The organism is Janthinobacterium sp. BJB401, from assembly GCF_013372745.1.
In the GTDB taxonomy this organism is placed as follows: domain Bacteria; phylum Pseudomonadota; class Gammaproteobacteria; order Burkholderiales; family Burkholderiaceae_D; genus Janthinobacterium; species Janthinobacterium rivuli.
In genome coordinates this window covers 1-14996 of the sequence record NZ_JABXFH010000079.1, presented here as the reverse complement: position 1 = coordinate 14996, position 14996 = coordinate 1, and the positions used below count along the sequence as shown (strand labels likewise).

Annotated in this window: 9 protein-coding genes; 3 read left to right on the top strand and 6 right to left on the bottom strand. The window is 63.0% G+C overall.

Translation table 11 applies throughout. From position 1 onward, the window contains the following. The 6 genes from HWE17_RS27415 to HWE17_RS27390 form a co-directional block, all read right to left on the bottom strand. Window positions 1-2410: S-layer family protein (locus HWE17_RS27415; RefSeq protein WP_176390963.1), on the bottom strand; the 2410-nt coding region annotated here is incomplete at its 3' end. A 760-nt stretch (window positions 2411-3170) separates the two neighbouring features. Continuing rightward, a complete protein-coding gene (locus tag HWE17_RS27410; protein ID WP_176390962.1) occupies window positions 3171-5183 on the bottom strand; it encodes a S9 family peptidase in 2013 nt (670 codons plus the stop codon). 190 nt (window positions 5184-5373) lie between these two features. Beyond that, window positions 5374-6783, bottom strand: a complete 1410-nt coding sequence (locus HWE17_RS27405; RefSeq protein WP_176390961.1) for an MFS transporter — start codon at window positions 6781-6783, stop codon at window positions 5374-5376. 147 nt (window positions 6784-6930) lie between these two features. Next, on the bottom strand, window positions 6931-8424 hold the full coding sequence (locus tag HWE17_RS27400; RefSeq protein WP_176390960.1) for an efflux transporter outer membrane subunit: 1494 nt from the start codon (window positions 8422-8424) through the stop codon (window positions 6931-6933). Further along, the gene (locus HWE17_RS27395; RefSeq protein ID WP_176390959.1) at window positions 8421-11615 is read right to left on the bottom strand and encodes an efflux RND transporter permease subunit; all 3195 of its coding nucleotides are present in this window, start codon (window positions 11613-11615) and stop codon (window positions 8421-8423) included. The genes HWE17_RS27400 and HWE17_RS27395 overlap by 4 nt, the downstream gene beginning before the upstream one ends. Next, on the bottom strand, window positions 11615-12781 hold the full coding sequence (locus HWE17_RS27390) for an efflux RND transporter periplasmic adaptor subunit (protein WP_303625507.1): 1167 nt from the start codon (window positions 12779-12781) through the stop codon (window positions 11615-11617). Before HWE17_RS27390 ends, HWE17_RS27395 begins: the two co-directional genes overlap by 1 nt. A 235-nt stretch (window positions 12782-13016) precedes the next feature. On the opposite strand from HWE17_RS27390, the gene HWE17_RS28555 reads away from it, so the two are divergent. The 3 genes from HWE17_RS28555 to HWE17_RS27380 all read left to right on the top strand — a co-directional run bounded on the left by HWE17_RS28555 (window position 13017) and on the right by HWE17_RS27380 (window position 14796). After that, on the top strand, window positions 13017-13205 hold the full coding sequence (locus HWE17_RS28555; protein WP_217916915.1) for a hypothetical protein: 189 nt from the start codon (window positions 13017-13019) through the stop codon (window positions 13203-13205). A 37-nt stretch (window positions 13206-13242) separates the two neighbouring features. Beyond that, window positions 13243-13524 carry a phage virion morphogenesis protein gene (locus HWE17_RS28550; protein ID WP_217916914.1) on the top strand — a complete coding sequence of 94 codons (282 nt, stop codon included), beginning with the start codon at window positions 13243-13245 and terminating at the stop codon, window positions 13522-13524. A gap of 84 nt (window positions 13525-13608) precedes the next feature. Beyond that, the gene (locus tag HWE17_RS27380; protein WP_176390958.1) at window positions 13609-14796 is read left to right on the top strand and encodes a hypothetical protein; all 1188 of its coding nucleotides are present in this window, start codon (window positions 13609-13611) and stop codon (window positions 14794-14796) included. The last annotated feature ends 200 nt before the right edge of the window (window positions 14797-14996 follow it).

Genomic DNA, 14996 nt, shown 5'->3' with positions numbered 1-14996 from the left:
TGGTAATGGTGACGCTGTAAGCGCCCGCTGCCGCCGGCGTGCCGGACAGGGTGCCGTCCGCCGCCAGGGTCAAGCCGGTGGGCAGGCTGCCGGCGGTAACGGCATAGTTATAGGCTGGCGTGCCGCCCGTGGCGGTGATGGCCTGGCTGAAAACGACGCCTGCCGTCATGGCCGGCAGGGTCGCCGGCGCGATGCCGATCGCCGGTGCCGCCACCGTCAGCGAATAAGCACGCGCGCCGGTATACGGGCCGCTGCCCGTCGAACTGTCCTCGGCGCGCACGGTGAAATTGAACGTGCCTGCCGCCGTCGGCGTGCCCGAGAGCAAACCTGTGGACGTATTCAGGCTGAGCCCGGCTGGCAGGGAACCGGCGCTGATCGCATAGGTGTAGGGCGCGGCGCCGTTCGCGGCAGTCACGTTCTCGCTATAGGCCGTCCCCACAGTTGCCGCGGGCACGGTGCTTGGCGTAATCGTGATGGTGGGTCCGCTGACCGTGATCGTCACAGTGGCCGGCGCCGAGGTACCCACGCCGTTGCTGGCCGTGTAGCTAAAGCTGTCCGGTCCGCCGTAGCCGGCCGTCGGCGTATAGGTAATGCTGGTGCCGCTGGATGTCGCCGTGCCATGGCTGGCGGCGGACGCCACGGCCACCGAGGTTGCCGCGCCGCCGCTCAGGTTCAGGGTGATCGGGTTGGCGCTGCTGCCGTACGCCACCGTGGCGCTGACATTAGCGGCAACGGGCGCACCAGCAGCCACCGTGCCGGAATACGCACGCGCCCCCGTATAGGGTCCAGCGCCGCCACTGCTGTCGGTCGCGGTGACGGTAAAACTGTAGGCCCCGGCGACCGCAGGCGTGCCGGACAAGGTACCGTCCGCCGCCAGGCTCAAGCCCGCCGGCAGGCTGCCGGCAGTGATGACATAGCTATGCGGCGCCGTGCCGCCGGCGGCCGTAATGCTCTGGCTGTAGGCGAGACCTGCCGTCATCACCGGCAAGGTTGACGGCGCCACAGTGACCGATGGCGCCGACACCGTCAGCGAGTAGGCGCGCGCACCGGAATACGGGCCGCTGCCCGACGAACTGTCCGTGGCGCGCACGGTAAAGTTAAACACGCCGCCGGCCGTTGGCGTACCAGACAGCGTACCGGTAGCTGTATTCAGGCTGAGTCCGGCCGGCAGGGAGCCGGCGCTGATGGCGTAAGTGTAGGGACCCGTGCCGTTCGCGGCGGTCACAGTCTGGCTGTAGGCTAGCGCGACGGTTGCCGCCGGCACGGTGCTCGGTGCAAGGACGATGGTGGGGCTGGCAACCGTGATCGTCACGGTGGCCGGCGCCGAGGTGCCGATGCCGTTGCTGGCCGTGTAGGTAAAGCTGTCCGGCCCGCCGTAGCCTGCCGTCGGCGTATAGGTAATGCTGGTGCCGCTGGCCGTCGCCGTGCCATGCAAGGCGCTGGAGCTGATGGCCACCGACGTCGCCGCACCGCCGCTCAGGTTCAGGGTGATCGGGTTGGCGCTGCTGCCGTAAGCCACCGTGGCGCTGGCGGCGCCGGCCGTCGGCGCACCGGGCGCTACCGTGCCGGAATAGGCGCGCGCGCCCGAATAGGGGCCGGCGCCGGTACTGCTGTCGGTCGCGGTGACGGTAAAACTGTAGGCTCCGGCCGCCGTGGGCGTGCCGGACAGGGTGCCGTTCGATGCCAGGGTCAAGCCTGCGGGCAGGCTGCCGGCCGTTCTGGCATAGGTGTACGTGCCGGTGCCGCCGCTGGCAGCTATCGTCTGGCTGTAGGCGAGACCGGATGTCATTGCAGGCAGGGTCGTCGGCAGGATGGCGATGGTGGGCGCGGAGACCGTCAGCGTATAAGGACGCGTGCCATTGATGGCCAGCGAGTCGGTGGCGCGCACGGTGAAGTTGAAGGTGCCGCCCGCTGTCGGCGTACCCGACAGCACACCGCCAGCACTCAAGCTCATGCCAGCCGGCAAGGCGCCAGCGCTGATGACATAGGTGTACGGCGCCGCGCCACCCGTCGATGTAAACGTTGTCGTGGGGTATGCCTGGGCCACCGTGGCATTTGGCACGGTGGCCGGCGCCACCACGATGGCCGAGGTGATCGTGACGTTGTAGACGATGGGTTGCCCCACATCATCCCTGACGGTAAACGTGTCCGAAGTCGCGCTGAAATTGGTATTCCGGTAGCGCACGGCATTCGTGGCATTCGAATCTTCCAGCGTGCCATACAGCGGCGCCACCAGGGTTCCCGTCAGGCCGAACTGGGAACAAGGCGCATTGGTGTAATCCTCGTAATACTCTCCCCCCGCGACGACGCTGACGGCGCGCGGGCTCGGGCAGGTGCTGGCGGCGGAAGCCTGGCTGGAAAAAAGGGACAGCAAGACAAATAGCAAAGTTCCCGCCAGGTACATCAGCATTGACGGCGCCAGACCTTGGGCAGGCGGCGCGCCATGGGCTCCGGCAATGCAGCCATCGACACCCCGGACAGGCGTGGATAGCCATCCAAATTTCGTGAAATTTAGAAACATTTGTCTTCCTTCATACATTTTTTAAGACTGAACCTTGCCCGAACAGCCGCACACCTTGACAAACATTCACACCGATTTCTCAGCCGCCAGTCAGCACGCAGAAAAGGTTTACCAGGATTATGAGACTTGCTTTTAATCAATGCATCCTACTATAAGTGATACAAAAAGCAACGATAAGGTATTGCTAAAGGCCACTGTCTTTAAGAAAAATCAAATTCCATTAAAAACTGTCTCATTTATGTCTCATTTGACAAGTGTTTTGAAAAAATAACACTGTTTCAAGCACTGCTTCCGAGCGGAGCGTATGGCTGGCAGCGATGCCGTGGCGCGCTATTTGCGCGGCACTGAAGGGTAAAGCGCCCCCCGCTCGGCACAGGCAAGCCTGCTTTCCCCTGCTGTGTGAGATATGTGACGACGCCGCCAACACACGACGTGAATTAGCGGATGCGCGCGGCGCGCGCCTATCGTTTCGGGAGCCGCTGCCGTTTCGAACGGACAGGGTGGACGGTGGATTCTACGTGTGGCCGGGGGCTCGGGAGGCTGTCATGTCGCTAGCCACCCGCCCAACATGCCCGGCCTCGTCATCGGTATGCGGGATTTTGTATGGCAAGCGGGGCCGCGCATGGGCGGCCCCGCTTGTACAGCACCTTTACTGCAGCGCTTCCTTCAACCCCGGCGCAAACTCGGCGCCGTGCTTGACCTGCGCGGTGGACGCCTTCAGGGTGGCGCCGATCGGCTCGGCGCGGCCAGACAGGCATTGTCCCAGAAAGTTTTCCGTCACCGCATTGAAGGCGATGTTGTTCACGGGCCGGGCAAAGCCATGGCCCTCGTCCGGGAACAGCACATACGTGACGGGAATATTCTTCGCCGCCATGGCCGCCACGATCTGGTCCGATTCAGCCACGTTGACTCTCGGGTCGTTCGCGCCCTGGCCGATCAGCAGCGGGCGCTGGATGTTCTGCGCAAAGTTCAGCGGCGAACGTTCCTTGAGCAGCGCCTTGCCCTCTTCCGTGGTCGGGTCGCCCATGCGCTTGTAGAACTGCTGCTTGCCCGCTTCCCAGTACGGCGGGATGGTTTGCAGCAAGGTAAACAGGTTCGACGGGCCGACGATATCGACGCCGCAGGCAAACGTCGTCGGCGTAAACGCCATGCCGGCCAGGGTGGCGTAGCCGCCATACGAGCCGCCCATGATGGCCACCTTGTCGGCCGTGGTCACGCCGCTCTGCACCGCCCATTGCACGGCGTCGAGCAAGTCGTCATGCATCTTGCGGCCCCACTGCAGGTCGCCGGCCGAGATAAACTGCTTGCCGAAGCCCGTCGAGCCGCGGAAGTTCACGGACAGCACGGCGTAGCCGCGGTTGGCCAGCCACTGGTGATAACCATTGTAGCCATAGGTGTCGCGCGCCCACGGGCCGCCGTGCACCAGCAGCACCATCGGCACGGCCTGCGTGGCCTTGCCGCCGGCCGTCGCCTTCGACGCCTGCGGCAAGGTCAGATACGACACCAGGGTCAGGCCGTCGCGCGCCTTGATTTGCTGCGCATGCATGGGCACCAGCGGCGCGCCTTCCAGTTCCGGACGCGTCACATATAAACGCGTGAGCTTTTTGGTCTTGCGCTCGTACAGCCAGCTCGATGGCGGCGCCGTGACGGCGTCGACTGCCACCAGCCACTTGTCGTCGGCATCCGTGCGCGACGTCACCGTGAACTGGCCCTTCGTATTTTTCTTCAGGAAAGCCAGGTCGGCTTTCAGCTCGTCCGTCAGCGGCAGATATTCCTGCTGCAGGTAATTGACGGTATAGGCTTGCACCTTGCCAGTGCGCATGTCGTACAGCGCATCGGCGATATCCGTGCGCGGGTCTTGCGCCACCACCGTGGTCTTGCCGCTGGCCACGTCCTGCGCCAGCAGCGCCGAAGTATTGCGGCCGCGCGAATCGGTCCAGTACAGGGTCTTGCCGTCGACCGTAAAGCCCAGCGGCGACGTCGTCTGCGCATCTTCCAGGCCGACTTCAGCCAGCGGCGTGCTCTCGACCTTGCCATCGCTCAGGCGGAAATACTGCATGCCGCCATCGGTGCGCGCCTTGCTGGCGATGCGCAAGTTGAGCAGCTCATCGGCGACATAGCCGCCATAGCCATCGTTCTGCTGCACCAGGGTCAGCTTGCCGCTGGCCAGGTCCAGGCTGTGCACGTCGTGCCAGCGCGCATCGCGGTTGTTGATGCCGACGAGGATGCGGTCCTTCACCTTGCTGCTGATTTGCACGATCCGCACGCGCATCTTCTCGAACGGCGTGTAATTGATCTGCTTGCCGCTCGCCACGTTCACGCCGTACAGCAGGAAGTTTTCATCGCCGCCCTTGTCCTGGATGAACAGCAGGGTTGTCGAATCGGGCGACCAGAAGCTGCTGCGGATGGGCCGCACCTTTTCGTCCGTCAGCGGACGCGCCTGCGCCAGATCATTGGCCGGCGCCACCCACACATTGAGCACGCCATCGCGCGGCGCGATCCACGACAGCCACCGCCCGTCAGGACTGAGCTTGCCACCGGACTTGCTGGGATTGCCGAACAGCTTGGCCCGCTCGATCAGCGGCGCTTCTTTGACGGGGGCTTGGGCGTGCGCCGGCAGTGCGCCGGCGAACAACAGGACAGGCAGGACATAGCGAATCATGGACACCTCATGGTTGATGGATGAAGGGAAACGTCACACGTGCACGTGCCAGCAAATCATAGGCCAAACCCGTATTGCCAGGTTGACTACAGCGACAGGAGACGGAAATCCGGGGACAGGATGGCGGAAACGGGCGATGAAATGCACGGCCGATGATGCATGCCGTGCATGTGCGTTCGCTGAAGCCGCGCTAGCCCGCGGCCACCTCGCGTTGCGGACCAGCAGATCCAACGAAGACCAGTGCCGCGAACGCGGCCAGGCCGGCGGCGACACCAGCTCCCAGGAATGCCGCCTGGAAACCCGCCAGCATGCCTTCGGCGGTGTGCCCGGTGCCGTGGCCAATGCCGGAGGTCGAGAGCACAACCATGATGGCGAGACCGATGGCAGAGCCGATCTGGTAGCTCGTATTGATCAGGCCTGATGCGAGGCCTGTTTCCTCAGGCCTGGCGCCGGCCATGCCTGTCATCGTCGTCGGAATATACGCCAGGGCCATCCCCAGGGCGGCCAGCATGGAGGCCGGGAGAACGTGCGTCACATAGGAGCCGTTCAGCGGAAGGTTCGCAAACATGAGCAGTGCGCCAGCCATCAGGAACAAGCCAAGCACAAGGTTGGACTTGACGCCAAACCGTCCTATCAGCTTGCCGGAAAATCCCACCATCACGACCATGATCGTCATGGTCATGGGCAGGAGGGCCAAGCCGCTGGCGAGCGCCGACAGACCAAGAATTTGCTGCAGATACAGGTTCAGGAAGAACCAGAGCGGGATCCAGGCGGCGCCAAGCAGCGCCATCACAACATTGCCTGCTGCCAAGTTCCGCGCCTTGAAGATGCCCAAGGGAAGCAGCGGTTCGCGTCGCACGAACTGGCTGATCAGGAAGACGGCGAACAGTCCGGCCGACATCGGCAAAACCGGCACAGAGCCAGACCCGGCAGATTCGATGGTGACGATGGCATACACCAGGCTGACCAGCGCGCCAGTCACGCTGATCGCGCCAAACCAGTCGATGGCCCCGCTGCTGCGCGCAGACTTGCGGAGCACGGCTGGAATCAGGGCCAGCACGAGCAGGCCGAGCGGCACGTTAATCAGGAAAGTCCACTGCCACGCCATCCATTCGGTAATGACGCCGCCCAGAAACACGCCGGCTGAGCCGCCTGCGGCAGCGGCCGCCCCCCAGAAGCCGAATGCCTTGCCCAGTTCCGCGCCGTCATGCCCGAAAAGGCGCATGATGATCGTCAGTGCGGACGGCGCGATCAATGCGGCGCCCACTCCCTGCAGTGCACGGCCGGCAAGCAGCATTTCCTGGCTGTGTGCCAGCCCGGCCAGCAGCGAAGCGGCGGTCAGTATGGCAAATCCGCCCGTAAAAATGCGGCGGGCGCCAAGCAGGTCGCCCAGCCGCCCTCCCAGCAGCAGCAGGCCGCCAAAGGTGATGACATAGGCATTGAAGATCCAGCTCAGCCCGCTGGCGCTGAAGCCGAGGTCCCGCTGCATGGCGGGCAGTGCCACACCGATGATGGACGTATCGAGGATCACGATGAACTGCGCGGCGCACAGCAAGGCCAGAGCAGCCCATCTTTTCGGATCAGGTATAAATTGTTGCATTGGCGTTCTCCAGATCAATTTCCCGCGTATTGCGATTGATATGGAGTATTTGGCTTACAACGCAGGGATGGTCAAGCAAAAGGCGCAAGACCCGGGCCGCCGTGTATCAACAGGGCTGGCCCGGCATGCTGCTCGGACGCAGTCAGGTCACGGCCTGCCGGCGAGTTGCGTCGTCCGCGGAAGCGACCCGGCGCCATCACAGTCGTAGCTTGCCTGCGCGCAAATCTCCCAGCCGCCACCCAGCGCCTTATAGATGCTGACAACGGCAAGCCGCTGGTTGGTGCGCGCGACGGCCAGCGCACGCCGGCTGGCAAAGTCGGCGCGCTCCGCTTCGAGCACCTCCAGGTAGAGGCCTGCGCCTGCGGAAAACTGTAGCCTGGCAAGATGCGCAGCCTCGCGATTTGCCGCCGCCTCCATCAGCCGCAGCCCAAGCGTGCTGCCTGCGGTGCCATGGGCTTTGAAGGCATCATCCGTTTCCTGCAGTGCGCGCAGAACGGTCTGGTCATAGACAAGCAGGGCCTCCCGGGTGCGCGCCTCGCTGGCGGCGATGCGGGCGCGCACGCGCCCCGTATCGAGCAGATTCCAGCGAATCACGGGGCCAAGCAAGCTCGACTGCATGCCAGCGTCGCCCATGGCATCGAGGCTGCCCGCAACCAGTCCGATGGAACCCGTTACCTGGACCTCGGGATACAGGCCAGCCGTCTCCACCCCGATGCGGGCCGTCGCGGCAGCCAGGTTGCGCTCGGCCGCCGCAATATCGGCGCGCCGCGCGAGCAGCCCGGCAGGGTCGCCCACGGCAATCGCCCGCACCGTCAGCGCGTCACTTGCCGGCGGGGCGGCGGGAAGGTTGAACGTCTGCGGCACTTCACCAAGCAGGACCGCCAGCGCGTTGACGCAGGCCGCGCGGCGGCGCTCCAGTTCGGGCGCGGCCACCTCCACCGAGCGCAGCAAGGCCTCGGCGCGAAGGCGGTCGAACTCGCTGGCAGAGCCTGCGCTCAGCATGCGCTCGACCAGCGCCAGGCTGTCGCGCTGGCTTTGCACGATGCTGGCAACGACAGCGAGTTCAGCCTCGATGCCGCCCAGCTCGAACCAGGTAGCCGCCACCGCGGCGGCCACGCCCGCCTGCACGCCGCGCAGCAAGGCTTCGCGCGAGCCCGCCTGCGCCTGGCCCGCCTCCACGGAGCGCCGCACACGGCCGAACAGGTCGATCTCCCAGGAAGCATCGACGGCGCCGCGATAGCTTTCGCTCTGACGCGGCTGGCCGGGCAGCGTCTCGGCCTTGCTCAAGCGGCGCTTCTCGTAACCGAGCGCGGCGCCACCCTGCGGCAGGAAGCCCTGCCTGTCTTCGCGCAGCAGGGCTTTTGCCTGCGCGAGCCGGGCGGCAGCGATGCCGACGTCATGGTTCGCCGCCAGCGCCCGCTGGATCAGGGTGACCAGCACCGGGTCGTCGAAGCTGCGCCACCACTCCACCTCGACCGCCCCCGGCACGAGACCGGCGTGGCTCTGACCCAAGCTGCCGGAAAACTGCGATGCGGACAGCGGCGGCGGCAACGGCGGCGCATAATCGGGGCCGACCGCGCAGCCAGCCAGCAAGGTGAGCCCACTCAATGAAACTACAATTGTTTGATACGGGCGATTCATGTCGTGCTCCTGTTCATGCTGGTCTGGGGAGTTGGCGTGTGGCGCTCGAAGCGGGCCGCCAGGGCGCGCATCACCACATAAAACACGGGCGTGAGGAACAAGCCGAACAGCGTCACGCCCAGCATGCCGGCGAACACCGCGATGCCCATGGCCTGGCGCATCTCGGAGCCGGCGCCACTGGCGAACACCAGCGGCACGACGCCGGCGATGAAGGCAAGCGAGGTCATCAGGATGGGCCGCAGCCGCAACCGGCAAGCCTCGATGACGGCGTCGAGCGCGCTGGCCCCTTCCATTTCCTGGCTACGTGCGAACTCGACAATGAGAATGGCGTTCTTGGCCGCCAATCCGACCAGCACGATGAGTCCGATTTGCACGAAGATGTTGTTGTCGCCTCCCGCCAGCCACACGCCGATGATCGCACTCAGCAAGCACATCGGCACGATCAGCAGGACGGCCAGCGGCAGCAACCAGCTGTTGTACTGCGCGGCAAGAATGAGATAGGCGAGCAGCACGCACAGCGGGAAGATGAACAGCGCCGAATCGCCGGCCAGCTTTTGCTGGTAGGTAAGGTCGGTCCACTCAAAGCTCATGCCTTCAGGCAGCACCTCTTTGGCAATGCGTTCCATGACCGCCACGGCCTGCCCCGAACTGACGCCTGGCATCGCGCCGCCCGAGATGTCGGCCGAGGGATAGCCATTGTAGTGAACCACGCGGTCCGGGCCGGAACTTGGCGTGACGGTGACAAACGATGACAAGGGCAGCATGTCGCCGGCCGCATTGCGTACCTGCAAGCGGCCGATGGCCTCGGCCTGCATGCGATGCTCCGCATCGGCCTGGGCCGTCACCTTGTAGGTCCGGCCAAAGCGGTTGAAGTCGTTGACGTAGAGGGAACCGAGGTAGATCTGCAGCGACTCGAACACGTCGGCCAGGCGCACGCCCTGGCTCTTGACCTGGGTACGGTCGATGGCGACCTCGAGCTGCGGGGCATTGACGTCCAGGCTGGTCATGAGGCCGGCCACCTGTCCCGACTCGCTTGCCTTGGTCATCAGGATATGCGTCTGCTGCACCAGGGCATCGAGCCCGGCGCTGCCGCGGTCCTCGACCAGCATCTTGAAGCCGCCGGTCGCGCCAAGGCCGGGGCCCGGCGGCGGCGGGAACACGCCCAGGAAACCGTCGGGAATGCCGGCGAATTTCGCCTGCAGGCGCGCGGCGATCGCGCTCGCCGTGAGATCGGGCGTCGTTCGGGCCTTGAACGGGTCGAGCATGACGAACATGACGGCCGCGTTCGGCACGTTGACGAAGCCGTTGATCGACAAGCCGGGGAAGGCAACGACGCTTTCAACGCCAGGCTCGGCCAGCGCAATCTTCGACATCTGCTTGGCGACCGCGTCGGTCCGGTCCAGCGATGACGAGTTGGGCAACTGCGCAATCGCGACCAGATAGTATTTGTCCTGCATCGGCACAAAGCCCGGTGGCACGGCCTTGAAGCCGAAGAAGGTCAGCGCGAGCAGGCCGCCGTACACGAGCAAGGCCACGCCGCTGATCCTGACGACTTTGCGCACCGTGTTGCCATACGCATCCGGCGCGCGCTGGAACGGCCGGCCCAGCATCTGCAACAGGCGCTCGGCGCGCCCACGCAGGCTGCGCGGATCATGCACGGCCTCGGCCTCGGCCCCGGCCTTGACCTTGCGTGGCTTGAGCAGAATACCGGCAAGCGCCGGACTGAGCGTGAGCGAATTGACGGCCGACAATATGGTCGAGATGGCGATCGTCAGCGCGAACTGGCGGTAGAACTCGCCCTGCAGGCCGCTCAGGAAGGCGGTCGGAATGAACACGGCGGCGAGCACCGAGGTGATCGCGATGATGGGACCAGTGACCTCGTCCATGGCGCGCCTTGCCGCTTGCCTGGGTTCCTCGCCATGTTCGATATGGCGTTCGACGTTCTCGACCACCACGATGGCGTCATCAACGACGATGCCGATCGACAGCACCAGGCCAAACAGGGACAGGGTATTGAGCGAAAAACCCATCAGGTGCATGACGGCGAAGGTGCCGATCAGCGACACCGGCACCGCCATGAGGGGGATCAGCGAGGCACGCCAGTTGCGCAGGAACAGCACCACCACGATGACGACGAGAATGATCGCCTCCAGCAAGGTCGTTGCCACCGACTCCAGCGAGGCACGCACAAAGACCGTCGGGTCATAGGCAATGCGCGAGCTCAGTCCGGCCGGGAAATTTTCCTCCAGCCGCTGCATGGTGTCGCGTACCGCCTGCGCAACGTCGAGCGCATTGGCGCCGGGGCTTTGAATGATTTGCAGAGCGACGGCGGGCTCGCCGTCGAGCAGGCTGCGCAACGCATACGCGTCGGCGCCCATCTCGATGCGGGCCACGTCGCGCAAACGCGTCACCTGGCCTTCGGCGCCCGTGCGGATGATGATGTCGCCGAACTGTTCCTCGTCGGTCAAGCGTCCGAGCGTGTTGACCGTCACCTGGAAGGCGGCGCTGGAATCGGGCGACTGGCCGACGGAACCGGCTGCCACCTGCACGTTCTGTTCGCGCACGGCGGCAATCACCTCGCCGGCCGTCAGGCCGCGTGCGGCGATCAGGTTCGGGTCGAGCCACAGCCGCATGCTGTATTCGCCCGCGCCCCAGACGAGGACGTCGCTGATGCCGGGGATGCGGGACAGCTCGTCGCGCACCTGCAGGTAGGCGTAGTTTGATATGTACAGGGGATCGTAGCGTTTGTCGGGCGACAGCAGGTGCACCACCATCAGGATGTCCGGCGAGGTTTTTTGCGTGACGACGCCCTGGCGCTGCACTTCTTCAGGCAAACGCGGCAGTGCGCGCGAGACCCGGTTCTGCACCTGGATCTGCGCCATGTCGGCATTCGTTCCCTGCGCGAAAGTGACGGTCAGGGTCATGCGGCCGTCGGTTGCCGATTGCGACGACATGTACTGCATGCCCTCGACCCCGGTGATGGCCTGCTCGAGCGGCGCCGCCACCGTTTCGGCGATCACCTTGGGATTGGCGCCAGGATAGGCGGCGCTGACCTGGACGGTCGGCGGCGTCACGGCAGGATATTCGCTGAGCGGCATCTGGAAAAAAGCAACGATGCCGGCGAGCACCATCAGGACCGAAAGGACGATGGCAAAGATCGGGCGGTCGATGAAAAAACGTGGGAAGGACATTACGCGGCTCCCGATGTTTTCGGCACGGCGATGGGCGTGCCGTCAATGCCGGCCGGCTGCGGCGTCACCTGCATGCCCGGGCGCACGAGGCCCTTGACGACGATGCGCTCGCCCGGCTGCAGCCCCTGCTCGATCACGCGCAAACCATCGACCATCGGGCCAAGCTCGACGGGCCGGAACTCGGTCTTGTCGCCTTTGCCGACCACCAGCACATAGCGGCGCCCCTGGTCCGTGCCTATCGATTGATCGGAAACGAGCACCCTGGCTTGCTGCGCCCCCGTCTCCAGCCTGACCTTGGCAAACAGGCCGGGCGTCAGTTTGCCATCGGGGTTGTCGACGACGGCGCGGACGCGCACCGTACCCGTCCCGCGGTCAGCGGCGTTGGCCAGGAAATCGACACGGCCGGGACGTACATATGTCTTGTCCGTGGCCAGCGCCACCATGACCTTGGCCGCCTGCGCCCCACGCGCGGTGGCGCTGGCACGGCCGGCGGCGAGCGAGCGCAAATAGGTGCGTTCATCAACATCGAAATAGACGTGCAGGGGATCGACGGAAACGATCGTCGTCAGGGGCGTCACGCCGCTGGCGACATAGTTGCCCTCGGTGACGAGGACTTGGCCGACACGTCCGCTGATCGGCGCCGTGACGCGCGTGAAACCGAGCTCCAGCTGCGCGGCGTCGAGCGCGGCCCTGGCGGCGTCGACCTGTGCCTTGCCCGCATGCAGCGCCGCCGTCGCCACGTCGAGACGGTCGCGCGCGACGATCTTCGTGGCGAACAGCTGTTCGGCCCGTGCATGCTCGGCCTGCGCCAGCATCGACGCCGCCTCGGCCTCGCGCAGGCGCGCCGTGGCGGCATGCACCGCCGCCTGGAACACGCGCGGATCGATCACAAAGAGCTTGCTGCCCTTCTCGACAAAGCGGCCTTCCGGCACGCTCACGTCCTGCAGGTAGCCGGCCACCTGCGGGCGCAGTTCAACCCGCTTGACGGCGGTCAGCGAGCCGTTGAACTCGATGTAGGGTGTTGCCTGGCGAACGACCACTTCGGCAACGGGAACGCCGGGCGGCTTGGCCGCAGCGGCAGGCGATGCCGTCTGCTTGCATCCGCTGACGGCAAGCGCGGTACCCAGCACCGCGGTGATCAGGGTTATTGGTGTGACTTTCATCATTGTGCCTTTCGCGACTGGAGTCGACATGGTTTTGTTGAGCTGAAACAACTCCCATGACCTTTATCCGACCTGACACACTTGGAAGGTCAAGCTTTTTTATCGATGTGAGGACTGGGGCGGCGCGGTACGGTGGCGCGCACGGTATCGATATTTCCTTGGTGCGTATGGCCGGGTTCTGGAAGTTGTATGACGGCGAGACCCTGCTGGCTGAATGGCGCACGCCAGAGGCCACGCCTTGAGCGACAACCTCCACACGCTGGAAACCCGGCCCGGCGCACTGCTGGCCAAGCTGCAGCCGGCCCAGCGACGCGCCATCAATCACAAGGTGGCCATCGACTGCGCCGTAGCCAGGCGCAGCGCAGCAAGGCACAGCAGGGGCCGGATGACGCCACATATCCAGCGCGCAAGCGGCGCAATGAATTGAAGGGGAAGAATAGGCGGATCAAGGGCAGAAAGCGGCGATGTTCGCCAAGATTCGCACTGCCAAGCATCTGAAAGTAAAAGCGACCGGCGACCAGATCGAGGTCGGCTTCTTTGGCTGGGTGGCGCGCGTGGCGCATGTGCATCAATTTGGCCGGCAAGACCGCTTATCAAAAAGAGCACAGATGTACAAGTACCCGGAGCGGCCGCTGCTGAGCTTGAGTGAACCGGATCGAACGTTGATACGAGAATCGCTGCTGCGTCACATGAAAAAAACTAAGATGTTTCAATGCGATCTTCCACTGACATTAGTTATCAGATGAGTTAGAGTCACATGGTGATGAATACTACCAGCCAGACGCTGCAACTGAATAGCAGTTCAACTATCGTTTTTTGGGGATCATATAATGCAAAGATGGGAGCGTCGGCTGAGTGATGCCGCGCATGCACTTACGAATTGTGGAGAGACTTATTTCGAACCCGATTTGTTCCGCCGTAATGTAAACCAGTTCCTCACAATTATCCGCACTGTGACTTTTCTAATCGCAAAAGATAAGGCGAATATTCCTGATTACGAAAAATGGCTGTCATCGGCGATTGGGAAGTATTGGTCTGGCGACGAGGTCATGCTTTGGGCAAAGGAATCTCGGAACTACATCGAAAAAGAGGGCGATCTGGAGTTGTTCAGCTCGCTGTCTGTTGCGCTGGTGTACTCGTATTTCACCGAGAACGATGCATCGATTGAGATCGGTCGTTCCGAGCTACTTAGTGGCGGCATCAAAAAATTGATGCGCCTGGCCGAGGCAGAGCTTCCACACGGTGTGAGTGCAGCCGCAGCTGTCAAGATCGAGCGTCGATGGGTAGCCAATACTCTGCCAAATTATGAATTACTCCAAAGCATGATTTATGTGTACAGTCGTTACCGTCAGGCCTGTGCTGACCTCGCAGAATATCTAGGAATTATACTTTCCACAACCATTCCGACAGCTGAAAGTATAGGAGAGGGGGAGGTACACCAACGTAGAGTGAGTTACGTCAAATTCAGTGACAAAGCATCGTATTCGAAGCTGACCCATCGTGTTGAGATTGACCGTACGATTACTCCACCTATTTGGCTTAAGGATGTTGATAGAACTCGACCAAATTTCGAAGTTTATGCAGAGATGGCCGAACGAACATTTCTGCATTTCGGTAACCATTTGGCAATGGTTTTCGTTTTTTCGGAGAATGGGACTATCCTTCAGCATCTCGCCTTCACACCATTTGACCAAGTAGATAAATTTATTTTCTGGCGCGACTTGGCAGAACGAATTCTCTACTTGCGCGCTGAGTCACTAATATTTGTATCGGAGTCATGGGTACGAAAGGACCCGGGCCTCTTAACTCCAATTGCGCAGGCTGAAATACTTGGGGAGATGTTGCACGTGCATGAGATCAAGCGAACCGGCGAAGTTAGCCATAAAGCGTGGGACATAGAAAGAGTTGGCGATCAAGTGAGCCTGGCAATTAATGACAATGATTCGTTAGAGGCCTCGGGTTTCCCAAACTACTTGGTGCCGATACGAGAAGCATTTACTCGCATACATAAAAGGTAACAGCCATCTCAGGCTTCATGTGGCAAGTCGACTGCGCGACAGTTTAACATCTCTCCTTGGGGTGGAAGTGCCCCCGCCACATCGCCATTAAATAGGTTGTGTATCACAATCTGCCATAGTCAATAAGCCCCATATCAACCCGCCCCGCGTGCATCCGCACGCGGACTTCGGCAACATGCACTGCATGAACGCCGACCTGT

Bases quoted from the DNA above. Each gene is read 5' to 3' on its own strand.
- HWE17_RS28550 (WP_217916914.1), top strand. From the start codon at position 13,243: ATGTTCGCCAAGATTCGCACTGCCAAGCATCTGAAAGTAAAAGCGACC.
- HWE17_RS27405 (WP_176390961.1), bottom strand. From the start codon at position 6,783: ATGCAACAATTTATACCTGATCCGAAAAGATGGGCTGCTCTGGCCTTG.
- HWE17_RS27395 (WP_176390959.1), bottom strand. From the start codon at position 11,615: ATGTCCTTCCCACGTTTTTTCATCGACCGCCCGATCTTTGCCATCGTC.
- HWE17_RS27400 (WP_176390960.1), bottom strand. From the start codon at position 8,424: ATGAATCGCCCGTATCAAACAATTGTAGTTTCATTGAGTGGGCTCACC.
- HWE17_RS27380 (WP_176390958.1), top strand. From the start codon at position 13,609: ATGCAAAGATGGGAGCGTCGGCTGAGTGATGCCGCGCATGCACTTACG.
- HWE17_RS27390 (WP_303625507.1), bottom strand. From the start codon at position 12,781: ATGATGAAAGTCACACCAATAACCCTGATCACCGCGGTGCTGGGTACC.
- HWE17_RS27410 (WP_176390962.1), bottom strand. From the start codon at position 5,183: ATGATTCGCTATGTCCTGCCTGTCCTGTTGTTCGCCGGCGCACTGCCG.